Annotated in this window: 16 protein-coding genes and 1 pseudogene; 4 read left to right on the forward strand and 13 right to left on the reverse strand. The window is 45.3% G+C overall.

Going from position 1 to position 22,734, the window contains the following annotated elements; translation table 11 throughout:
- Nucleotides 1-145: 145 nt before the first annotated feature.
- From DMB71_RS01440 to DMB71_RS01450, 3 genes are all read right to left on the reverse strand, one after another.
- Nucleotides 146-1,693 (reverse strand): alkaline phosphatase family protein, encoded by a 1,548-nt coding sequence (locus DMB71_RS01440; protein WP_111363040.1) that lies wholly within the window; start codon nt 1,691-1,693, stop codon nt 146-148.
- Between the two features lie 147 nt (nt 1,694-1,840).
- On the reverse strand, nt 1,841-2,602 hold the full coding sequence (locus tag DMB71_RS01445) for a YoaK family protein (RefSeq protein ID WP_317048392.1): 762 nt from the start codon (nt 2,600-2,602) through the stop codon (nt 1,841-1,843).
- Nucleotides 2,603-2,753: 151 nt separating this feature from the next.
- Complete coding sequence (locus DMB71_RS01450; protein ID WP_111363042.1) at nt 2,754-3,437, reverse strand: Crp/Fnr family transcriptional regulator; 684 nt, start codon at nt 3,435-3,437, stop codon at nt 2,754-2,756.
- A 291-nt stretch (nt 3,438-3,728) separates the two neighbouring features.
- On the opposite strand from DMB71_RS01450, the gene DMB71_RS21920 reads away from it, so the two are divergent.
- Entirely contained in the window at nt 3,729-4,004 is a 276-nt protein-coding gene (locus DMB71_RS21920; RefSeq protein WP_162614753.1) for a hypothetical protein, read from the forward strand.
- Here the strand turns inward: DMB71_RS21920 and DMB71_RS22145 are convergent.
- The 6 genes and pseudogenes from DMB71_RS22145 to DMB71_RS01485 all read right to left on the reverse strand — a co-directional run bounded on the left by DMB71_RS22145 (nt 3,936) and on the right by DMB71_RS01485 (nt 16,520).
- Nucleotides 3,936-4,337: pseudogene (locus DMB71_RS22145) on the reverse strand (DUF983 domain-containing protein). The gene DMB71_RS21920 and the pseudogene DMB71_RS22145 sit on opposite strands and share 69 nt — an antisense overlap.
- Nucleotides 4,338-4,396: 59 nt before the next feature.
- The gene (locus DMB71_RS01465) at nt 4,397-4,975 is read right to left on the reverse strand and encodes a PhnA domain-containing protein (RefSeq protein ID WP_111363045.1); all 579 of its coding nucleotides are present in this window, start codon (nt 4,973-4,975) and stop codon (nt 4,397-4,399) included.
- Between the two features lie 122 nt (nt 4,976-5,097).
- On the reverse strand, nt 5,098-5,712 hold the full coding sequence (locus DMB71_RS01470; RefSeq protein WP_239452899.1) for a class I SAM-dependent methyltransferase: 615 nt from the start codon (nt 5,710-5,712) through the stop codon (nt 5,098-5,100).
- 813 nt (nt 5,713-6,525) lie between these two features.
- Complete coding sequence (locus DMB71_RS01475; protein WP_111363047.1) at nt 6,526-13,605, reverse strand: Ig-like domain-containing protein; 7,080 nt, start codon at nt 13,603-13,605, stop codon at nt 6,526-6,528.
- Nucleotides 13,606-13,650: 45 nt separating this feature from the next.
- Entirely contained in the window at nt 13,651-15,594 is a 1,944-nt protein-coding gene (locus tag DMB71_RS01480) for an OmpA family protein (RefSeq protein WP_111363049.1), read from the reverse strand.
- Between the two features lie 14 nt (nt 15,595-15,608).
- The gene (locus tag DMB71_RS01485) at nt 15,609-16,520 is read right to left on the reverse strand and encodes a PorP/SprF family type IX secretion system membrane protein (protein WP_111363085.1); all 912 of its coding nucleotides are present in this window, start codon (nt 16,518-16,520) and stop codon (nt 15,609-15,611) included.
- Nucleotides 16,521-16,777: 257 nt separating this feature from the next.
- Here DMB71_RS01485 and DMB71_RS01490 point away from each other — a divergent pair, with 257 nt between their 5' ends.
- Complete coding sequence (locus DMB71_RS01490; RefSeq protein ID WP_111363050.1) at nt 16,778-16,957, forward strand: hypothetical protein; 180 nt, start codon at nt 16,778-16,780, stop codon at nt 16,955-16,957.
- A gap of 366 nt (nt 16,958-17,323) precedes the next feature.
- Here the strand turns inward: DMB71_RS01490 and DMB71_RS01495 are convergent, their stop codons facing one another.
- The 4 genes from DMB71_RS01495 to DMB71_RS01510 form a co-directional block, all read right to left on the reverse strand.
- Complete coding sequence (locus DMB71_RS01495; protein WP_204251755.1) at nt 17,324-17,524, reverse strand: YqaE/Pmp3 family membrane protein; 201 nt, start codon at nt 17,522-17,524, stop codon at nt 17,324-17,326.
- A gap of 113 nt (nt 17,525-17,637) precedes the next feature.
- Nucleotides 17,638-18,828 carry a hypothetical protein gene (locus tag DMB71_RS01500; protein WP_162614754.1) on the reverse strand — a complete coding sequence of 397 codons (1,191 nt, stop codon included), beginning with the start codon at nt 18,826-18,828 and terminating at the stop codon, nt 17,638-17,640.
- 42 nt (nt 18,829-18,870) lie between these two features.
- The gene (locus DMB71_RS01505; protein WP_111363053.1) at nt 18,871-19,743 is read right to left on the reverse strand and encodes a helix-turn-helix domain-containing protein; all 873 of its coding nucleotides are present in this window, start codon (nt 19,741-19,743) and stop codon (nt 18,871-18,873) included.
- A gap of 24 nt (nt 19,744-19,767) precedes the next feature.
- Entirely contained in the window at nt 19,768-20,460 is a 693-nt protein-coding gene (locus DMB71_RS01510; protein WP_111363055.1) for a hypothetical protein, read from the reverse strand.
- 323 nt (nt 20,461-20,783) lie between these two features.
- On the opposite strand from DMB71_RS01510, the gene DMB71_RS01515 reads away from it, so the two are divergent.
- Both DMB71_RS01515 and DMB71_RS01520 read left to right on the forward strand, forming a co-directional pair.
- Nucleotides 20,784-22,481 carry a helix-turn-helix domain-containing protein gene (locus DMB71_RS01515; protein WP_111363057.1) on the forward strand — a complete coding sequence of 566 codons (1,698 nt, stop codon included), beginning with the start codon at nt 20,784-20,786 and terminating at the stop codon, nt 22,479-22,481.
- A gap of 74 nt (nt 22,482-22,555) precedes the next feature.
- The gene (locus DMB71_RS01520) at nt 22,556-22,732 is read left to right on the forward strand and encodes a histone H1 (RefSeq protein ID WP_111363058.1); all 177 of its coding nucleotides are present in this window, start codon (nt 22,556-22,558) and stop codon (nt 22,730-22,732) included.
- The last annotated feature ends 2 nt before the right edge of the window (nt 22,733-22,734 follow it).

Consider the following 22,734-nt stretch of genomic DNA (forward strand, 5'->3'; position numbering starts at 1 on the left):
AAGAGCCCCTGCAAGCACAACTTTTTCCGTACCCTTTTGTCCCCCATAGAAAAACCGGCATGCTCCATGAGGCCCATAAATAAAAAAGCCCTGAAAACATACGCTTTCAGGGACCTGACAGATTAAAAACATCCGGCAATCGGTCTCACTGGAACCTTTTTATAAATTCCATCATATCGCCAATGGTCTGTATCTCTTCTTTTTGGGTATTGCCCAGCGCTTTCATCTTTTCAATATGAAGAAGGCTATTGAGCATGGCTTTCTGAAGCCCGTTTAAGGGATCGCCGCTGGTGTCCGGTTCGGGAAGCAGCTCCCTTAAATCCATCTGTGATGGAATTTCGGGCCAATCTGCCCTTTTCTGATTGGAAAAGACTTCTGTAAAGGGCAATACTTGGGGATCCCTGTCCCTATCGGTCAGCGGATCCAGCTGCCATTTCTGGCAGACCGTCTTTATGAATGATGCGTGCTCAAACTGTCCGCTGACTATTGTCTGCGGCTGGATATAGGAAGACACCATTATCATCGGAACGCGCACCCCAAGACGGTCAAAGCCGAAACCGCACTCCCCCTTCATGCCTGCAGCAGGCGGAACCGTATCGGGCGGCGCCACATGGTCATAGCAGCCTCCGTGCTCGTCATGGGTGATGATCAAAAGTATCTTGTCCCTTTTAGGGCTCTTTCTGATGGCATTGTACAATTCGCCGATGAGCTCGTCTCCCAGTTTCACAGTCCCGACAGCCAACTCATGGTTCACTGCCGATGGATGCTGGTCATTATGCTTATGCAGAAACTGGGGTTCCACAAAGGAGTATTGCGGCAGGGTGCCAAACTCCAGATCAAAGAAAAAATCGAGATGCCCGTGCGTATTGTTTTTTCCCTCACCGGTTCCATTGACTATATAGGTCAGGCTCAAAGGCGCAATAGGCGAATAGACTTTCCATGAAATATTATTATCATTCATGCGGTCAAAGATGGTCGGCAGCGACCAGACGTCCTTTATCCACGAATCCATATTATGCAGGTCGCCATCAATGCCTGGAAAACCGCTTCCATCCTCGCCAAGTGGATTAATCACTTTCCCCCCCGAGCTTGCAGCATGCCAGAATGCCCGATTGCAGTAGGTCTGGCTCGGCACCGAACAGTGCCAATGGTCAAAAACCGCAAACTCTTTGGCTAAAGTCGCCATTGCAGGAATCTGGTCCGGCTCAAAGCACTGCATGATCACCTCATACTGTTCATAGGCAGGATTGCCAATGCTGTAGGCTGACCTGAGCGTATTTTCGTAATCGTTGACAAAGCCATTCATGCAGGGCTTACCCGCTGAAGCCGGCAGATTATAAGGCGGTGCCATTTTATAGTCAGCCACCCCTATATTGCTCTCTGGGATAATGGAATTGAAAAGTTGCGTATTGACATGGGGGTATTCCTCTCCCGGATCCGGATAGGGCATCGAATAGCTCACCGCACGCGAGGGGGAAATGCCCGTTTTCTCGGGATAACCCGCCGCTCTGGCGGGAATGGGGTTCGCATAGTCAATATTGGGATTATAAAGCCCGTCAAAAGGCTTTTCAGGCGGCAGCTCCCCGTTTTTGTAGAGATAGCCTAACAGATTGTCAAATGAGCGGTTCTCCAGCATAAGCACCACGATATGCTCAAAAGTTTCCAGTCCGTCAGATTGGTTTGCATTTTCCATATTCCAGCCGTTTTTAATTCATTAAACATAAGTAAATTACGACAATTAAAACCAAGCCTATACAAGTAGTTCTACCTGTTTTATAAAAACTGGCCCCAGAGGCGCACTTATCCCAGTTTGAAATTAGAATGGATTGGATTTTATCTGCTATTGCTTTCTTTTTAATTTGCGCGCCAGCAGGATTACATTCAGCCTAATATTATCATAAATTAAGCCCGCAAACAATATAAGGCCTCCAAGAAATAATACCTGCAGGCCTATTTTTGAGTAAAAAACGCCTCCCGTAATGCCTCCAATGAAAAAAAAACTGATAATAATTATCCGCAGCTTAATTGAAGAGGAAAGTTCAGCTTTCCTATTTTGCTCCCTATAAAAGAAAAGCTGGGACAGCTCAATGCCCAAATCGGTAAACAGGCCTGTTAAATGGGTGGTCCGCACTACGGCATTTGAGATTCTTGTAACAAAAGAATTCTGCATTCCCATTGCAAAAAGCAGAATAAAGGCAATTAAATTTGGAAAACCGTCCTTTAAGGCATCTCCAAAGAAGGCTATAAAAAATAAAATTGCAATCTCAATGCATGCAGGGATGAGATGCACGATATTTTCTCTTTTGCGCACTACCAGCTCCATTAGAAGGCTCGATGTGAAAGAGCCCATAAAAAAGAAAAATATATAGCCAAAGCACATCAATGCCGCTAAGAGATCAAGCTTGAAGATTTCATCTACGAAAAACGCAAAATGGCCCGTCACATTGGTGGTAAGGGTCTGGACTGAAAAAAAACCTGCCACATTTACCATGCCGGCAACAGACGAGAGAAGGGCGGCAATTTTTAGATTGTGCCTCAAACTTCTTTTTTTTCCTTGGTGTCTAAACATTTCCAGCAGTGCTTTTATAAGTTGGCGAAGCATTACTTTTAAAAATGCCTTTCATTTATAAATAGGGCAGTTTCTCTCTTTGCCACGCCTTAACATATCGCCGCAAAGAGGGGGCTGCTTTCCTCTCTTCAAGCAAAATTTTGTCCCAGCCTAGCCAGATCGGTTAATCTTCATAGCATTGCCATCAGTAAAAATTGGCTATGCGGATCAATTGCTGGAAATTAACCAGCTGGATCTTGCGCCCCTCCATCCATATAAGATTTTCATTCTTAAAATCATGGAGCACCCTTGCCAGGGTTTCATTTACAGTGCCTACCATTTTGGCCAGATCCCCCCTGGAAAGGGTAATAAAAACATTTTTCTGGCCATCATCTGTTTTATATTTATCATGCAGAATCAATAGGCTAAGCGCTACGCGCTCCCTTACGGTCCGCTGCGATAAAACAGCCATTAGATTTGCCACTACGCTAAACTCATGGCTGAGGCATTTTAAAAGCAGGCGCGAAAACACTGCGGAATTATTAAGAACATTAAAAAAATCCTCTTTGGATATAAATGAAATGACTGAATTTTCAATGGCCACAGCGTTATCTCCATATGCCTTCTCACTTAGTATGGCCGTATAGCCGAAAAACTCTCCTGAACTGTAGATGTAAATAATCTGCTCCCTTCCGTCATTATCGACCTTGTGCTTTTTGATCTTGCCTGACTGGATATAAAAAATGCCTGTAGGCAGCGTCCCTTCGGTAAATACTGTCTGGTTTTTAGCATACTTTCTGCTTTGCATCACCTTTTCAAGCAGGTCCCTATCGCTTTGGGGCAGCTCATTTAAAATATACTGGTTATTAAAGATGAATTTTGAAATCATAGCTGTCTCAAAGCTACAATATTTTTCCCTACCCCATATAAAACTTGATTTAAATCAAGTTTTACATTCCGTTCCAATCCGCTGGATCCATTTCAAAACCCTTTGCTTTAGCAGCATTGACCCCTGAAATGATAAACTGGCATATGCCGCCGTGCCGCGAAGCCTTGCAGACCGGTCCGCCGCAAATTTTAAAAGCTTTACCGGATCTGCCAATGAAGAAATCTCCAGCGGCGCACCTATTGCCCAATGAAAGAGCCATAAGGGCATTTAAAGAAATCCTATCTAATCTGAATGCTGGCCGATAAAAAAACAGAAGAAACAGCCAGTGCAAGCGCTATAGCTATAAAACTTGGCAACCGGCAATGCAAAACAAGTGCGCTATCAAAGCGTATAAGGCGAAAGGCTGCCGCCACTGCCAATGCCATATCTGATAATCTAAAAAAAAAGGAAGAGCATCAGTTAAACGCTCTTCCTTTTTCCGGTCAGGAGTTTTTTAAATTATTCTTTTTTTATTGCCCCTTTCGGATCATAGCAGACAAACATATTGATATAAATATTTCGGGATAATCGCAGCAATATCGGAAACAAAACCACCAGCACTGCGGTAATTGCAAGAAACGATGTTTTTATTCCGGAATCAAAAATAAGATATGAGATGGCAAAAACAGCAATTCCAACACCGACATTCAACCCATAACTTGCATACATTGCGCCAAAAAAGAAAGAAGGCTCTATCTGATATCTCAGACCTCAATGGCTGCATTTCTCATGCATTTTTAAAACAGAGCCCAAATGCAGCAGGTTTTTATCCGCGTACCTATTCTCATTCTGGCATTTAGGGCAGCTTCCCGTTAAAATGCTATTTAATCTGCTTCCTTTCTTCATTTTCGAAATATCCATTTAAAGCTCCAAATCCATGAGCCATGGTTTAATTTTAAATTTATGGATGCCCTCAGGGATTATCTCTTTACAAATTTGGTTAAAATCACAATAGCCTGCCCCTCTATTTTCCCTTCGATCTGCTCATGGTTATCATGGACCAGACGGATGTTTCGAACTGCCGTGCCGACTTTCGCATTTAAAGAAGAGCCTTTAACATCCAAATCTTTGATAAGGGTCACCGTATCGCCATTTTGCAGGATATTGCCATTGCTGTCTTTGTGGAAATTAATGGCCCCGTCACCGGTATGGTCTCCGGTCGCTTTTGCCCATTGCAGATTTTCATCGTCCAAATACATCATATCCAGCGCATCGGCAGCCCAGCTTTCGTTGCGAAACCGGTTAAGCATGCGCCATGATACCACCTGTACGGCCGGCACTTCGCTCCACATTGATATCGGCAGAAAATTTTTCCAGAAAGCATCATCCAATTCCTCTTTTTTTTCAATTTGGCGAAGGCACTTCTCATTGATTAAAATCCAACCGTCCGCCCCTTTATTTTGGCCTGGCGGAACTTCATAAGCAACTAGATTTTTATTGATGTCGCTCAATTCGCAGACATTTCCGCTTCTCTTTTTTAATAATTCCTCTAATTTCATTTTATTGCATTTGGAAATAAAGTTTAAAGGCTTCTCAGAACATATTCTAAATCCATACATTCTTCACCCTCTCTATTTTAATTGATTTTATTTGGCAGCGTTTATAGGTTTCATGCTCCAATTTAAGCCGTTTTTCTCCAGAAGCTTAATACCCCGCCGTACGAAACGGATTCAAGGCTGAAACTCTTCGGAACCTCTCTGCAATTGCTCCAGTAGGTAACCAGTTTTGTGCCAATGGGAGTTTTCTCCAGCTGATCTTTAAGATAAGCCGTATATAGATTATACAGTTCCTCACTTGGATCAATTGATTTGTCAATGCGGGCCGTCAGATCTATATTTTCCTGAAATGAATTGAAAAAATAGAAAGCGTCATAATCCAAAAAAGATATCTCCATAATATTTGAGTGTATGAATTCAGCATTTTCAATCTTATATTTTTCGGCAATTTTCCGCGATAATTTTATAAGCGATTCCCTTTGCTCGACCCCATAAAAAATCCCATTGGTTAAAGCGGCCCCCACAAGGCAGAATTTTCCAGCCCCCGAGCCTATATCCAATACCCTTTTACCGGGTTTGTCCACCAAAAAACCAGCCGCTTTTCCGGCTATTTTTACAGGTGTCCAATGGCGGGCCGCCAGCTTCTTTATCCTAATAGGGTACACTTGGTTAAACTCGCTATCATCAATAGATCTATTTTGCTTGAGCTGTTCAAAAATCATTTTATAAATACTTTGCATCTGCTGCAGTTGGCTTAATTTTCCCTGCTAAATGGAATAATTTGACAAGGGGCAAAAATATAGAGAGTCAAAATATATTTAACTGATTAATATCTTTATAAAATTTGATTTAAATCAAAAAAAAAGGACCAGAAAATGTAGCAAGCCCCCAGAAATTCAAATAGCTTGCCGAAACTGAGAAAAAGCCTTCTGGGGAAAATCGCGCCGCTTAAAATAGCCGGGTCATGTTAAAAAATCAACATCATATTTTGTCCAAATAAAAAACCAGAGATTTAGCGGCTAATCTCTGGCCCTAAAATTCCATAACAAATAAATCCTACTAAAATCCTGATAATAGCCGCCGCTCAATTCTAGGAGTCTCCAAAGACCAAAATACAATTAAATGCGATGCTAAAAATTTGATTAAAATCAAATAAACATTTCCCAAAGCAAACATATACCTCAGATTTTAAGCATCTTACAAAAAAAGACCCGATTCTTCAGCTGCGAAGCAAAACGTCCTCCAGCCGATAGCTGCAGGCATTAACGGAACCTTTAGGCTCTGCAAAATAGCGTCGCCGAAGGTTTCCCTGATGATCTTTGTGCTGCGGCAACAGGACATCCTTTATCCCGAGGATCACACTCCGCTGAATTATGTCTTCAATAAACCGGATAAAACTGCATTTTTTTCCATGCGGGCAAAAATTGCAAAGCCATGGCACAGATCATAATCTGCACCATGGCTCATAAGGGCCTAAAGCCAAAATCCCCCCGTCACCCCCTATTTTTATTTTGTGTCCAATGCTTGGATGACAGTTTAAACAGCAGAGGCCTTTACTGCACGCTCAAATAAAGATAGCCCGCATAGCTCTGCTGCCTGCTGTCAGAATCGACATATCTGATTATGTAGTAATAGGTTCCCGTCGGCAGTCCTGCGCTCTGCTTTACAACCGCTCTTCCGTTGGAATAGCCGTTAAATGCATTGGACTGATTATCATAGCCGTCGGTATGGAAAACGATAACCCCCCATCGGTTGTAAATCTCAACGGTATTCTGCGGATAGCATTCGATTCCGTCAATCTTAAAAATATCATTGCGGCTGTCTCCATTTGGAGATAGGGCATTGTGCGCGATTATCTGGCATCCTTGGATATCAAGCACTGTTGGACCGTTGCCTGTTTGTGAAGAATTATCAGAGAGGTCTGAAACATCTTTTCCAGCTGGATCTGCAGGAGTTGGCGGCCCTACAGCTTCCGCAAGGGCTTGATTAACCACTTGGCCTTTGGCTATATCATTTGCGGTAATGGAATAATCTGCCCTGTACAGCCATATTTCATTTACATCTAGTTTTCCGTCTCCATTAAAATCTCCAGTGCCATTGGCATTATTTGCAGGATCAAGTGCTGGAGCCGATAATCCGGGCATCGGATCGCTCACCCGAACATTGTCCAATGCTGTGTTTCCAATGTTTGTAACCGTAAACAGATAGCTTACCACATCTCCAGCTTTTGCATTGCTAAGGTCACCGCTAAAAGATTCCACTTGTTTTACAAGTGCGATTTTTGGATTATTAGGCAATGGCACTACAGTGCAGTCCGGACAGGCGGGATCATAATATGGATCACTCGGATCAGTCGGGTCTGTGGGATCCGTTGAAGTGTCATTGACAATGGTTCCAGCAGGGTCGTCTGCCGTAGGAGGCGTATTTCCCTGCCCGATTGCGCTATTATAAACTGCGCCATTTGCAATATCTGTCGGCGTGATGGTATAGTTTATCTGCGCGCTTCCAGTCTGGCCAGGCTCGAGTGTGCTTGGCGTCACCGCAAGATCTGTAATGCCAATATAAGAATCTTTTATTTTTACGTTTTCCAATCTGATGTTTCCGGCATTCCTTACGCTAAATGCATACGTGACCGTTTCGCCTGCTTCCGGAAAACCATTTCCGTTTGTGTCATTTGCCGCCGAAAATGTGCCATCTTTAAGAACCTGAATTGCAGGCATTGGCACAATTGGCGTTACAATTTCGCTATCCTGATCGTTCTCTGAAGGGTCATTATTGTTTGGAGTCGAATTCGGATCGAAATTATCTGAAGCGGTGATCTGAGCCACATTTTTATACTCGCCCGCCGCTCCTGCAGAAGCATTGACTCTCACGGTATATTTAAGCGGTACTGATGCTCCGGCTGCTATATCCAATGCAGGCCAGGCAATGGTATTGCCAGTCAGCACGCCTCCGCTATCCGCGCTTATAAAAGTGTATCCCGAAGGAAGCGCATCATTGGCGCGTACCCCTGTTGCATTATCAGGCCCAAAGTTGGTTACCGTAATTGTAAAATCAATCCGGTCTCCAACAAAAGGAGAAAGATTGCCGGCTGTTTTAGCAAGTGCAATATCAGAACACAAAATAACATTAATATCTGCTTTAAGCGCATTTCCAATAGGGTTTTCGCAAACCGCATTACTCTGAACGGTAACGTAGTAAGAAGTGCTTGCAGTGAGGGCTGGCGTCACAAATACAGCTCCCGTATAAAGCAATACGGATAAATTGGCATCCTGATACCATTTGTATATTGGATTGCTAATGGCGCTGGATGCGGTAATGGTGGTAGTGCCTCCCGTACAGACAGCTGCATTTGAAATAGCAACCGCAATATCTGAAGCTGCTGCCAGCGGATTTACCGTTACCGTAACAGGTTTTCTAGTGCCTGGAAGATTCTCGCAGACCCCGTCTCCGCTCACGCTCACATAATACGTGGTGGTAGCCGTAGGCGAAACAGTATATGAAGCTCCCGTGCTTAATGCCGTCGTGGCGGTCTGGTCGGCATACCATCTAAACACTGGAGTGGTAACCGTCGCAGATGAAGCTGTCAGCGAGGCTGAAGAGCCTGAGCAGATTACAGTGTCTGCGGCAGCAATGTCTGAAGCCAATCCCAAAGCATTTACTGTTACCGTAACTTCCTGCCTTGTGCCCGGAAGATTCTCGCAGACTCCGTCTCCGCTCACGCTCACATAATACGCGGTGGTAGCAGTTGGCGAAACGGTATATGAAGCTCCCGTGTTCAAAGCTGTCGTCGTGGTCTGGTCGGCATACCAGATGAATACCGGCGCTGTAACCGTTGCAGATGAAGCCGTAAGCAAAGCTGAAGAACCTGAGCAGATTGTCGTGTCAGCAGCAGCAATATCTGAAGCCAAACCTAAAGCATTAACCGTCACCGTCACAGGCTTTCTAGTGCCCGGAAGATTCTCGCAGACCCCGTCTCCGCTCACGCTCACATAATACGTGGTCGTAGCCGTTGGCGAAACAGTATATGAAGCTCCCGTGCTCAAAGCTGTCGCAGAGGTCTGATCGGCATACCATCTAAACACTGGCGTGGTAACTGTTGCAGAAGAAGCCGTAAGCGAAGCTGAAGAACCCGAGCAGATTGTCGTGTCAGCTGCAGCAATGTCTGAAGCCAATCCTAAAGCATTAACCGTCACGGTCACCTGCTGTCTTGTGCCCGGAAGATTCTCGCAGACCCCGTCTCCGCTCACGCTCACATAATACGTGGTGGTAGCAGTTGGCGAAACGGTATATGAAGCTCCCGTGCTCAATGCCGTTGTGGTGGTCTGGTCGGCATACCAGGTGAATACTGGAGTTGTAACCGTTGCAGAGGAAGCTGTCAGCGAGGCTGCAGAGCCCGAACAGATTGTCGCATCAGCAGCAGTAATATCTGAAGCCAAACCTAAAGCATTAACCGTCACGGTAACCTGCTGTCTTGTGCCCGGAAGATTCTCGCAGACCCCGTCTCCGCTCACGCTCACATAATACGTTGTGGTAGCAGTTGGCGAAGGATTGTATGAAGCTCCCGTGCTCAATGCCGTTGTGGTGGTCTGGTCGGCATACCAGGTGAATACCGGGGTTGTAACCGTCGCAGATGAAGCTGTCAATGATGCGGGAGAACCCGAACAGATTGTTTGATCTACTGCAGCAATGTCTGAAGCGGCCGCTAAAGAATTTACTGTTACTATTACTGCCTTTCTTGCATTAATGGCATTATCGCAGACATTAGTCCCTCTTACGCTTAGATAATAGGTTGTAGTGGCCATCGGTGCAGGATCATAAAAATCTCCAATAAAAAGCGGATCGGTTGAAGTCTGGCTTGAATACCAGATAAATTCTGGACTACCAATTGCCGATGTTGGAATGAGCAATGCTGTATTGCCTTGGCAGATGGTCTGGTCTGATATATTGATATCTGCCGCTGTTGCCAGCGGATTCATCGTCACTGTTACCGCTTTTCTGGCATTAGGCGCATTCTCGCATACTCCTGTTCCGCTTACGCTTACATAATAGGTTGTGGTAACGGTTGGCGAAGGGCTATATGTTGCGCCTGTGCTTAAAATCGTCGTGCTGGTCTGATCGGCATACCATCTGAAAACAGGCGCTGTTACGGTTGCAGATGAAGCTGTAAGAACAGCTCCTGCACCTGGACAGGCCGCAGCATCTGAAATCGTCACGTCTGATGCTTGCGCTAATGGGTTTACAGTTACTGTCACCGCCTTTCTTGCATTTATGGGATTTTCGCAGAATCCATCGCCGCTCACGCTCACATAATAGGTGGTCGTAGCCGCTGGCGTGACAGTATACGAAGCTCCAGTGCTTAAAACCGTTGCGCTGGTCTGATCGGCATACCATCTGAAAACGGGATTTGTCACATTAGAAGATGAAGCGGTCAGCGAAATCGGCGAACCATTGCATATTGTCTGGCTATCGGCAGTTATCTCTGCTTGAGTTGCCAGCGGAGTAATATTGACCGTCACCGCTTTTCTGGCATTTATGGCATTCTCACAAACCCCATCGCCGCTCACGCTCACATAATAGGTTGTTGCAGTTAATGGAGATGGGCTGTATGAAGCTCCTGTGCTTAAAATCGTTGTCGAAGTCTGATCGGCATACCATCTGAAAACGGGATTGGCAACTGTAGATGAAGAAGCCGTTAAAGATGCCGAAGAGCCCAAACAGATTGTGGCATCCGCAGCAGCAATATCAGAAGCTGCTCCTAACGCATTAACCTCAACTGTAATTGCTTTTCTTGTATTTGGATCATTTTCGCAAACCCCGTCTCCTTTTACGCTCACAAAATATGTTGTGGTTGCCGCTGGCGAAACGCTATAGGAAGCGCCGCTATTAAGCGCTGCCACAGTGGTCTGGTCGGCATACCAGGTAAATATCGGATTGGTTACCGTAACAGAACTCACGTTTAATATGGCGGCGGCTCCCGGACAAATTTCACTATCCGAGCCTGTAATGTCGGCGGCTGTGGCCGGCGCATTCACATTTACCGTTACTGTTCTTGTAGTGGATGCCGAAGGACATCCGCTTGAACCGTTTACGGTATAGGTTATGGTTGCGGTTCCGGTCGCATTACCCGTTATTACGCCATTTGCATCGACAGAAGCAATGCCATTGTTATCTGAAGTCCAATCCCCTCCCAAATCTCCATCAGTGGCAAATGCTGTTGTTTCTCCAACGCAGACATTCTGATTTCCTGATAAAGTCCCTGGATTAGATTCTATAATAGTTACCGCTATTGCTGAAGGAATTACGGCGCAGCTTCCCGTTTGCGGTATGGTATACTGAATAGTTGCAGTGCCGCGAGAAACCCCTGTCACCAAACCGGTTACCGGATCTACAGCAGCTACAGCCAGATTATCGCTTAACCAGATTCCGGCAGGGGCTCCATCTGATGAAAAGGCAGATGTGCCGCCAACGCAGATATTCTGGTTTCCGGATAAATTGCCAGACTCAGCGGCATCTTCAACAGTAATTGCCCGGGTCGCCGAGACATCTGAACAGCCTCCAGCTCCAATTGCCGTATAGGTTATAATAGCTGTTCCCGGCGCTAATCCTGTCACAATTCCGCTTCCATCAACCGTTGCTACTGCGGTGTCGCTGCTTGACCAGGTTCCTCCTGCGTCTCCGTCTGAAGCAAAAGGAGTTGTGCTTCCTTGGCAGATATTTTGTGTTCCCGACAGGTTTCCTGGGATCGGCGGTGCCGTAACGGTTAAAGTGACCGGCGTTCTGGCGCTGGTGCATGTTCCGTTATTTCCTTGCGCATAATACGTTACGGTACCCACCGTGCTTAAAACGGGAGATGCCACAACATTTCCTCCCGTTAAAGCGTCATACCATACCACCGACTGTCCTGTTGGAACAGAGGCTGTTGCGGCCAATGCAGCCGGAAAGCATCCTTGAGCTGCCGCAGTAGTGTTAATTGGAATGCTTGCCGCAGTCAGGGTAACCAGTGCGCTGTTTGAGGTGTTTCCTTGCGCATCTCTGCCAAGGTAAGCCATTGGCGTCGGACTTATAACGCTTGCCGACAAGGGTTCGAAACTTACCTGGCCAGCCGAATTTGCTTTCCATGTTCCTTCTCCGGGAATTGTTATCCCGACAATATCGCCAAAACCGTCTATGACAAGATTAGTTCCATTGCCTGGATCTACAAGACCCACAGATGCAGGAACTATCGCGCTTCCCGTTGTATCGTTTGCCAGAACATCTAGCCATCCTGAGGAAAGTCCGGCATTGAAGCAGGCAAAATCAGGCGTTGCCGCGGGAATGCCGATTGCATAATCTTCTACCTCACCATTAATGAAAGCGCCTCCAAAATCTGATGCTGTTATGGCTTCTGTAGTAACCCTTACCCTGAGATAAGTCTGCGCATGCCCGGCCGTATTGGTTAAGGCGACATTATTCCAGGTAAGGTTCACGCTTCCTGAGACAGTGCCCGCTGGAGTAGTCGCTGTTGCCGCTTCGGAAGCTTCAAAAATGCCGTTATTATTCCAATCTATCCAAGCGGCATAATTGGCAGGAAGCCCCGTATTGTTGGTGAAATTTGCCGCCACCGTATAGCTGCTTATAATCTGGCCGTTATTGGCTATTGGCGGAATAACTGGAACTCCGTCATCGTCTATGGACGCATCAGCCAAAACGGAAGGCAGTCCGTCCGGTTCAGAGAAATTGGCGGCCCCAAGCAGGAGGGTTCCCACCACGCCGTGGGAAGGCCCGCCCGATGCCAGAAGCGTCTTATAGCTGTCCGGCGCATCTCCAAAATCAGAGCTGATGGTTATGACAATCGGGCTTAATCCCGATGCCTGGACGTTGGCTTGGCCCGTGACGCTCCAAATGCCCGTCATCAGGAAAAAATCTGTCACATGGGTACTGGATGAAGGGGGCGTGAAAAGCACCTGATGGTTTAAATCGTCCGGGGTTCCCGAACCTCCATTTGTGGTCTGTCTTCTTATGGTCATCGCGGTGGGAAAAGCCGCCGCGGCGGCTGCGCCTATTGAGTTTCCAACCAGTGTCCTCCAGCTGTGGGTTGCCGAAGAAGTGTTGATGGACTGGTTCACCAGCTGCGTGGTCGGCCCGCTGATGGCATAAGGCACAAAAGTGTTCCCGTTGTAGCCGAAAAAGGCGACCCATTCGGCATTTCCGTTTGGAGTTCCATGAACCCCGTCAATATCCAGAGCAAGAAAATTGATGCTTTCTATAGGCCTGTCAAAATAGATCCTAAAGCCAATGCTTGAGGAGCAGTTGTTTCCCATGCCGTTATCCGCATTCTGCGTATTGGCCATCTGGATTTTCGTAAAATTGGTTGGGGTGCGGTCTCCGACATATGCCGGAAGGGTGTTGCCCGTAAAAAGCCCTCCTATATCGGGCCCTGCGGTTCCCGAACCTGAAGGCCCCGTGGAATGCGTCGCGCCGCCTGTAGTGATGAGCTGCGCTTTTACCACCGTCCCGTCTGGAAGCCTTTTGCCTGCCGGCATGGAGCTTAAAATATCGGCAATGGAAAAGCTGTAATTGGTTTGCGCCGATACGCCCGTTATCAGCAGCAAGGCGCTAAATGCTAAAATTATCTTTATCTTTTTCATCATCTAAAAATTTTAATAACAGATATATCATTTAAGAGCAATTTCATGCTACAAAGCTGTAATGATGAATTCGCTGCGTCTGTTTGCCTGATGCTCTTCCTCTGTGCAGGGAACGCCATCCGAACATTTATTTACAAGCTGCGTTTCCCCATACCCTTTTCCGGTCAGGCGGTTTGGCGCAACTCCGTTTTTAACCAGCCATTGGACGGTTGATTTTGCTCTGCGTTCAGATAAGGCCTCGTTATATTGATGCGATGCCCTGCTGTCCGTATGCGAGCGGATATCCAGCTTCATCGTCGGATGGCTATTCAATACATCCAATATTTTCTCCAGGTCAATAGCCGCTTCCGTTCTGATGTCAGATTTGTCCAGATCGAAATAAATCATCTTGATGCCGAAGCATTTTCCCAAATCATCCCCTACGGCAACTTTGCAGATGGATTTTTCCAATTGGATCGGAAGAGTGGTTTTTCCGCTTTGCGTTCCAATGGTTACATTGGCTTCTTTTGTGCTGTATTCCGGTTTTTCAGCCCTAACGTAATACATTTTTCCGCATTCTACAGAAAAGCTGTATCTGCCGGATGCATCAGAAACGGCGGCATTTTTAACCGACATGTCGCTGCCCAGCAGCGTGACTTTCACTCCCGATAAAATAGCTCCTGTTTTGGCATCGGTAATGATTCCTTCGAGCTCCTGAATGCATTTGAGCCTTCTGGTTTCCAAAAATGCATAGATGTCGTCAGAACCCTGTCCGCCGTCTCTGTTGGAAGTGAAAAAACCCCTTCTTGTTTCGGGATCAATGATGTAGGCAAAATCATCTTGGGGAGAATTGACATCTGCTCCGACGTTCTGGATATTGCTTATTTTTCCGCCGCTGTCGATATTGGCGGCAAAAACATCCAATCCGCCTAGGCCGGGATGCCCATCCGAGGCAAAATAAATTTCGTTTTCTGAAGTCACATGCGGATAGGTTTCCTTCCCTTCGGTATTAATGGCATTTCCGAGATTCTCTGGCGTTCCGAATCCTCCGTTTGGATTAATGCTTGCTTTATATATATCGGACTGTCCGACAGATCCGGGCATATCGGAAGCGAAATACAGCGTTCTCCCATCGGGGCTTAAGGCTGGATGGGCCGTGCTGTAGTTATCGCTGTTAAAGGGAAGCTCGGCAATGTTTATCCATTTGCCGTCTTTTCCTAGCTCCGCCCTGTAAATCTTTATTAAAGTGGTTCTGTTGTCATCTCTGCCCCTTTTTCCGCCGATATAATTGTTTCTGGTGAAGTACACCGTTTTTCCGTCGCTGGCAAAAACAGGGGAAGCCTCATGGAATCTGGTATTGATGGCCGACTTGAATTTCTTCGCCTTTGACGCGGTTCCGGTCTGCGGATCCAGATCGGCATTGTAAATATTGGTGAAATATTGCCCGGTCCAGGTATGTCTGCGTTTGATGAAGCTGCCCGTATCGCGGGCAGAAGCAAAGTACAGTTTGTTATCGTAAACAAATGATCCGTAATCCGAGTACCTGCTGTTCACTCCAGCGTCTTGGATCTTATACCGTCCGGAATTGGCTTTAATCTGATCCATGTAATTCACATCTTCCTTATAAAGCCTTGCTCTGCTGTCATTTTTTGATCTGGCATTAAACTCATCCAGAAGTTTATTGGCCTTCTCAGTTTCTCCCGCAGATTTCAGGCACTGCGCATAACGGTAGCAGTATTCCGGCTCGGCATCCGCGTTCATGGAAAAGAGCTCTGCATACCATTTTCCGGCGTTTTGGAAATCGGAGTTGAAGTAATAGGCATTTCCCAGCTTTTTGAACAGGTCCTCAGACCTATAGCCTTTAGCGGCAACCCTTTCATAGGTCTTTATGGCATCGATGTAGGCATAGCTGTCATATTTCTTGTCGCCAGAATTGACTTTTGACTGCTGCGCATGGAGTCCAAATGAAAAAAAAGCGGCAATTGCAAATAGGATAAGTATTGTTTTTTTCATGGCACTTGATTTTATTAGAAGAAACGGGGAGTTGTGATTCTGCTTTTGCTTGATAAGAATTCATAGCGCAGGAAGATTTCATGCGAGCCTGAATTGTAATGCCTCAATTGGGTCGTCTCGCTGTCATAGCCATAGCCCACATACAAGCCTTCTGTAATCTGGAATCCGGCCATGGCGCTCACTGCGGCATCCCATCTGTAGGCAGCTCCCAGGGTCAGCTTTTCAAAAAATAGAAAATTGGCGGAAACATCCAGCTGCAGCGGAGCCCCTTCAACCATTTTCATCAGCGCGGCGGGCTTGAATTTCACTTCCTGAGAAAAATCAAAAACATAGCCTCCCATCAAATAATAATTGATCTTGTCCTTATAGATGGCCACATCATTGTCGTCATAGCGGCTGGTCTGGATGAAATTTGGAACTGAAAATCCGATATAGACTTTATTGGAATGCCAGTAGATTCCGGCTCCAACATTAGGAGAAAAATCATTGTCCAAGTTCTGGAATTGGGGATCTCCCTGATCGGCAGGGTTGAGTTTCGAGGCATCAAGATTAAAAATATCGGCAGTACCTTTAATACCGAATGAAAGCTTCCAGGTTTCTGAAGTGGGAACGGTATAGGAAAGGTCTACGGAAAACTGGTTCTCCGTCGTGGGCCCGATCTTATCATTGACCAGAGACACGCCAAGTCCAAGCTTGCTGCCGTTTATGGGCGCATTTACAGAAAAGGAATTGGTTTTGGGGGCGCCGTCCAATCCGACCCACTGGTCCCGGTGCAGGGCAAAAATGCTCAAAACGCCCCGAGAGCCAGCATAGGCCGGATTTATGTTTATGGTATTGTACATGTATTGGGTGTACTGCGCATCCTGCTGCGCATAAGTGGCGCAACAGACAGACAATAGGAAAAGTAAAAGTAATTTTCGACTCATATTCTCATCTTTTAATGGTTCGCATATAGGCATTAGGTCTTGATAGAGAACATATTCTCTAGCATTATAACCGATAAATGGGGAATCCGATTCAAGAGGCTTCAAATGCGGCATCTTGAATATCGGCGGGAACAGGCTTTCTGCAGGGGCGGCCAAAAGAATAAAAAAGACCGGCAATCCAGTCTGGCCGCTTCAGCCGTAAAGCTGTCAAAAGGTCTGGCGTATAGCAGATCCAAAAACGGATCCTAAAAAATAGAATGGAAACAACAGAAAAAATGCATAGGGCAAAGAAGAAAAAAGGCTGTGATTTGTCTATGGGCGCAGAATTGGAAAATAAATGCAAAGCAGAGAATCTGCTTTACATGGCCTTATCCGCTGATCAGACGGAAAAAGGCTTTTGTTCCGATAAGAGGCCAACTGCCAAACCGGATCCATAAAAACAGTCGGACATTCCAGCATCTCTTAAAAAGAACCTGCGAGAAACCAAATGCCTTAAAAATAAATTCTTACATTTTAAAAGTACAAATAGTATTAAACGCCTTACAAAAATAAAAAAAATATATTGAAAACCAATATTTTAACATTTATTTCATCCCAAAATAAATTTTATTTTTCTGACAATAAGACCATTTCTCCTAATTTAATGCCTACAAAATTGCCAATATCTGCTTTTTTGCAGACCGAATCAATTGATCAAAGCAGCGCGGACATCATCTTCTTTTGAAAACAGCAAAGAGCTGGAATCAGAAAGCCTCTGAAAGCTAAAGACGCTTTCAGAGGCTCTCCACTGGATAATGGGATTTTTATTTTGATCTCATTGCCCGAATCAGCTTTGCATTGCGCCTGTCGGCTTTTGAATTCTGGAGCGACACCACAGCCCATATGGCCGCGGGAATCCAACCGATAAGCGTAATCTGCAGGATAAGGCACAAGAGAGCCGTGAGAAGCTTTCCTCTGAGAAGAAAAGAAAGCGAGGGAAAGAATATGGCAATTAAAGTCATCATGGTTTTCAGTTTTAATGTAATGCGGTTAGCGGCAATGGAATTTTAATCACAAATGATTAGACGCCATTCTATGTATTTTGTTTCAAAAGAATGGCAGATAGTGCAATCAAGATCTAATACGACCTTATTTTCTTAATCATCTTCTCCAGGGTCAGTATGGCGATATTCTTATCGTTCTCCTCCGCGTTATAGGATTTGCTGCGAACGGACTGGTAGGACAGATCCCTTTTAAAAGCGGTGGAGAGATGGGGCACTATCCTTTGGAAGACAAGGCTCATTGATCTGGATTTTACCACGCGAGCCTCATCGGCAGCGCGAAGGATTATCCCAATCTGATCTGCCGACAGATCGCACTCGACCTTGTTTTCATGCTTTTCCGCAGCGCCTGCTCCTACCTGCTTATCATCTGAAGCAGTCGCAAGCTCAATCTGCTTCTCCAGATAAGACAGCTCATGGGCGAACCAGTTTTCCATAACGCTCTTGAGGGGCGGCAGCTCTGCACTGAAAAACAGCTTTTCATTGGAATGGATCTGCGCGAATTCCTTATAATAAAAGCCAAGCTGGCTGGACCTTTCCGAAAGACCTTCCAATTTTTCCAGATTTGATCCAATGCGTCTTGCCAGCAGATGGATATAAGCAGCGCTATTAAAATTCAGGGCAATCAGCTTCTGGTCCAGAAAGGAAAACAAGCCCTCCCCAAAACCGCCAATGCGCAAAAGTTCGTTTAAAAGCGTCCGCTCATAAAGCATCTGGCGGAAGGTAACCCTGCTCCTGCTCTTCAGAGCAATTGGACTGGCCAGCTCTTGGGTTACCGCATCCAAAACCTGCCCTATTTCTCCATCAGCAGCTTTGAGCTTCTGCAGGCTTTTTGCCTTCAGCCGCATTTCTTTTTTCAAAACCATCAGATAGGTCACCGGCACCCTTTCATCCATACTCAAGTAATTAGCGTAGCGCTGCTCCAAAAATGACAGCAGCCCATCCAGACAGCTCATGACCGCATTGCAGCATTCGGACAGAAGAGCCATATCAAAAGCCTTATTCTGCCGCCTGTCTGCCATAGCATCCAATAGAAATATCAGCATAGAATGGTACTTTCGGACCTGAAGCCGGATCTGCCTCTTCCGGTGAAGAGCGAATATCTCATTTTTGATCCGGATCCTGATCCGTTTGGACTCTTTTTCCAAATCTTCTGAAATCAAAGCCAGATCCGATTCTGACAATTGGCCTGCATCCGACACATTGGGATTCAAACGCTCCAGTATCAGATTATCGAGCCATTTTAAAGGATATTTATTGTTCATCATTCTCATGTTTTAATTGCAGTTAATAAAAAAAACTAACGACTCTTAAATCTCTCGGCAATATTTCAAACGGTATTCGGACGGGGTGCAGAACATCAGTTTCTTAAAGAAAATATCAAATGCGGAAAGGGAGCTGAACTCCAGCTCTTCCGCTATCTCGGCAATGGTGAAATTGGAATCTTCCAGCAGATTCAGGGCTTGGGCAAGCACCGCTTCTATTATTGTTTTCTTGGCAGATTTTCCGGTCGCCTGCTTCACCATCCTATTCAGATAGCCTGAAGTGACATAAAGAACCCCTGCATAAAATTGAACATTGTGGTGCGTGCGGCTATGAATGGCCAGCACCGCTAAAAACTGCAGCGAAAGCCTGTGTGCTCTTGAAGCATGAAGGGCTGCCAATTTAAAATACTTGGAATAGATTAGCTTCATTTCAAAAGAAAGCAGATCAGCACTCAGGCGCTTCAGTTCCGCATCAAAATCATTAGGCTCAGAGCTTTTCCCCTGTGCATAAAGTAGCCTGCATATCAGTGACAATACCTTATACTCTCCTACCTGCAGACTTATCTTTACGGCTTCCCGGTCAGCCATATAAAACAGAGAATCTGCATGATGGCAATTGGATCCCCGATTCATTTTGCTGGGAGAAATCCCAATAAGGAAAAATTGGGGTCCATCTGATTCCATTACTGTGAAGGTGGTTTTTGGCGGAAGCATAAGCAGATCATGCTTCTTCAAATCATGGGCGCCTTCTCCAGTCCTCATTTTAAATCTTCCGGACTTCATCAGTATAATGCTTGGATAATGAAGCATAAAAGGTTCATCTGAAGGAGGCTTGGATATATATTTTTTAACGATATCAACAGCAAACCCAGAAAAAAAAAGCTGATCCGCTCCACACTTAATCAAATCTTTCAGCATAATAAAATCTGATGTGGAAAGAGCCTAAATCAGCCTGCCAAGAAGGCTGATTATCCTGATAAGCGGGGCTTCATTAGCTCCAAAGAAAGGACGGGCTGACTTATTGCCCACAAGAATATCCCAGTCCTTATCCTTGCGTTCCTCTTCCGAATAGAGCGAATATCTGGCAATGGAGGCTATAGTCAGAATGGTCTCCGTTTCATCTGAAGTCAAAGCGCCATCAGCTAGCACTTGAGCCTCATAGCCCGCAATATAGCTGTAGGTAACGCTAAATGCTTCCTGCCTCTTTACGATAAGCTCCTGCAGGAAAACAATAAGATTTGTCTTTGCATAGGTCTGCAGGACACTGCCTTGGACTATTAAAATCATGCTGCTGTCGGGATCATCCATGATAGACTGCACCGATTCATCTGTAAAAGGAATTAATCGTGCGGTATTGCCCGATCTGCCGTCTAGCTCTTGAAAAAGAAATCGGATCTGACCTGCAAGCTCCGATACCGAATTGGGAGATTTATTCTTTTGATGGTATAGATCCAAGAGGTGGTAAATCTCTCTTCCCTGCTGATCGAAAGGATTTTCAAGGTTGTCAGGATACTGGACTTGGGTATCCTGTTTTCCGGCAGCGCCAGATTGTTTCTCCTGAGCCTGAAAATCTGAATCGGCTGAACATGAAATAAAAAAAAATGATGTGATGATGCATAATAAAATGGTTTTCATGGTTTTGTATTTGAAAGTGAATGGGAATCCTCCCCGTCCATTTCATCCGGATAAGCAGAACTTATGCCCGGCACTCTGCCTGGCATTTGCTTTTGAATTCAGGGCAAAGCTATTCCGTCTAAAAATCCCCTGCAACCTCTTGTCTTCGGGTTTTCCTTATTTCCGCTACGGATTTTCGCGAAATCCATAGTGCATTTCCCACAAATAATCCGCTATTATCCAATTGTTTATGCTACATTTATACTTTAAAGTAAAATTATTCCCACATCACAGAGGCAATGCCCAATATTCCCATCATCAGTATTCCCTAAACCACCATACTTATGAATAGACAGAACCTGCTTTTATTATTCCTCCTGTTCTTTTATCTGGCCTCAGCCCAAAAAAGCATTTGGAAAACTCCCGATTCTCTAAAAAATAAGAATTACCAATACCTTGATGACCGGTTCTACGATCTTAAAAGAGACAGCGCAAACGCAGCATTGTATGCCTACTCCCATCTGCAAAAAGCCCACAGGGAGCAGAACTGGAAGGAGATAATAAACGGCTTTCAGAACCTGGTTTTAATCTCGCCGCCAAAACAGCGCATTATCTATGCTGACAGCATGATCCATGCGGCCAAAAAATCCAATGACGGCAAACTGATCGGCGGCGCCTATCTGAGCAGGGGAACCGTATTCTACGGAATGAAAAAGCAGCAGGAAGCCTTGGACAATTATCTGGCAGCCAACAGCTACATCGCCAAAACCAAGGACCAGTATCTTATCCATAAGGTAAAATACTGCATTGCACTGGCCAAATTCTATATAGGTTTTTATGAAGACGCAGCTTCCCTGATGAGGCAATGCGCCGATTATTACAAAAGCCGGCAGCCGAGGCCTTATCTGAATTCGCTGCATATGCTCGGACTCTGCTACAACAAACTAGGGGATTACGGACGGTGCTCCGACATCAACAGGCTCGGAATCGAAGAATGCCAAAGGCTCGGCATCGAAGAGATGATCCCGTACTTCAGGCATTCTGAAGGAATCAACGAGCATTTCAAAAAGAACTACGGCGCCTCCATAAAAAATATTGAATCCTCCCTTGAAGCCATCAAAGAGAATAATGATTTCGGCAATGAAGCCGTTGCATACTTTTACATCGGCAAAAGCTACTGGTCTTTAGGCCAAAAGGAAAAAGCTTCCAGCTATTTCGAACTGGTAGACAAGATCTTCAATGAAAAGAAATATCTGCGTCCAGATTTAAGGCAGGCCTTCGAACTCTTAATCCACTATTCCAAAAGCGCAAAAGATCTAAACAGGCAAAGCTATTACATTGACCAGCTGCTGAAAGCCGATACCCTGCTGACAGAAAACAGCAGATACATTCTGGGAAAAATCCACAAGCAGTACGACACCAAAGAGCTTCTGTTGGAAAAGGAAAAAATAGCCACCGAGAACAGAACCATCAGACAGAAGCTCGACTGGAAAAAAAAGCAAGACCGCATCTTGGCGTCCGCCATCCTTCTCATGCTTATCAGCATCGTTGCGCTAATCTGGCGCCATTACCGAACCAGAAGCATATATAAAAAGAATTACCGGCTACTGATTCAGGAGCTTGATGCAAAGAAAAACAGGCCCAAAATAAAAACCGACACCCCTCCCATAAAAAATATCAGCATTGAAACAGCCTCCCAGCTACTCAAACAGCTGGAAAATTTCGAAAACAAAAAACGGTTTCTCGAAAAAGACTGGAAGCTAGGAAGCCTTGCGGCCGACTTTAACACCAATGCCAAATATCTAGCAAACATACTGGAGCACTATAGGCACAAAGGAATCAACGAATACATTAACGGACTGCGCATCGACTACATTATACCTCTGCTCCAGAGTGAAAGCAGATTGAAATACTACACCTACGCCGCACTGGCGCAGGAAGCCGGCTTCAGCACCACAGAGCGCTTCACCAAAGCCTTTATGGCAAAAACGGGCATAGCCCCCTCCTATTTCATTGGCCAGCTAAAAAAAGAAAAGCCATGATGTTTTATCTGCCATAATTAGGATATAATAATTAACTTCATATTTTTGCCGCTGTAATTAAAAAAAGAAATACCATGAAAGACCTATTGGCAAAAATCAATGCTGAAATCGAAACATTCAAAACTGAATCAGACTCACTTGCAGAAAAAGGAGTAAAAGCTGCCGGAGCAAGAGCACGCAAATCATCTTTAGAGATTGAAAAGCTTTTGAAAGAATTCAGAAAAGTTTCTATTGAAGAATCTAAAAAATAATA

It is taken from the genome of Flavobacterium tistrianum, assembly GCF_003254545.1.
In the GTDB taxonomy this organism is placed as follows: domain Bacteria; phylum Bacteroidota; class Bacteroidia; order Flavobacteriales; family Flavobacteriaceae; genus Flavobacterium; species Flavobacterium tistrianum.

Bases quoted from the DNA above. Each gene is read 5' to 3' on its own strand.
- DMB71_RS01440 (WP_111363040.1), bottom strand. From the start codon at position 1,693: ATGGAAAATGCAAACCAATCTGACGGACTGGAAACTTTTGAGCATATC.
- DMB71_RS01445 (WP_317048392.1), bottom strand. From the start codon at position 2,602: ATGCTTCGCCAACTTATAAAAGCACTGCTGGAAATGTTTAGACACCAA.
- DMB71_RS01450 (WP_111363042.1), bottom strand. From the start codon at position 3,437: ATGATTTCAAAATTCATCTTTAATAACCAGTATATTTTAAATGAGCTG.
- DMB71_RS21920 (WP_162614753.1), top strand. From the start codon at position 3,729: ATGCTGGCCGATAAAAAAACAGAAGAAACAGCCAGTGCAAGCGCTATA.
- DMB71_RS01465 (WP_111363045.1), bottom strand. From the start codon at position 4,975: ATGAAATTAGAGGAATTATTAAAAAAGAGAAGCGGAAATGTCTGCGAA.
- DMB71_RS01470 (WP_239452899.1), bottom strand. From the start codon at position 5,712: ATGCAAAGTATTTATAAAATGATTTTTGAACAGCTCAAGCAAAATAGA.
- DMB71_RS01475 (WP_111363047.1), bottom strand. From the start codon at position 13,605: ATGATGAAAAAGATAAAGATAATTTTAGCATTTAGCGCCTTGCTGCTG.
- DMB71_RS01480 (WP_111363049.1), bottom strand. From the start codon at position 15,594: ATGAAAAAAACAATACTTATCCTATTTGCAATTGCCGCTTTTTTTTCA.
- DMB71_RS01485 (WP_111363085.1), bottom strand. From the start codon at position 16,520: ATGAGTCGAAAATTACTTTTACTTTTCCTATTGTCTGTCTGTTGCGCC.
- DMB71_RS01490 (WP_111363050.1), top strand. From the start codon at position 16,778: ATGGAAACAACAGAAAAAATGCATAGGGCAAAGAAGAAAAAAGGCTGT.
- DMB71_RS01495 (WP_204251755.1), bottom strand. From the start codon at position 17,524: ATGATGACTTTAATTGCCATATTCTTTCCCTCGCTTTCTTTTCTTCTC.
- DMB71_RS01500 (WP_162614754.1), bottom strand. From the start codon at position 18,828: ATGATGAACAATAAATATCCTTTAAAATGGCTCGATAATCTGATACTG.
- DMB71_RS01505 (WP_111363053.1), bottom strand. From the start codon at position 19,743: ATGCTGAAAGATTTGATTAAGTGTGGAGCGGATCAGCTTTTTTTTTCT.
- DMB71_RS01510 (WP_111363055.1), bottom strand. From the start codon at position 20,460: ATGAAAACCATTTTATTATGCATCATCACATCATTTTTTTTTATTTCA.
- DMB71_RS01515 (WP_111363057.1), top strand. From the start codon at position 20,784: ATGAATAGACAGAACCTGCTTTTATTATTCCTCCTGTTCTTTTATCTG.
- DMB71_RS01520 (WP_111363058.1), top strand. From the start codon at position 22,556: ATGAAAGACCTATTGGCAAAAATCAATGCTGAAATCGAAACATTCAAA.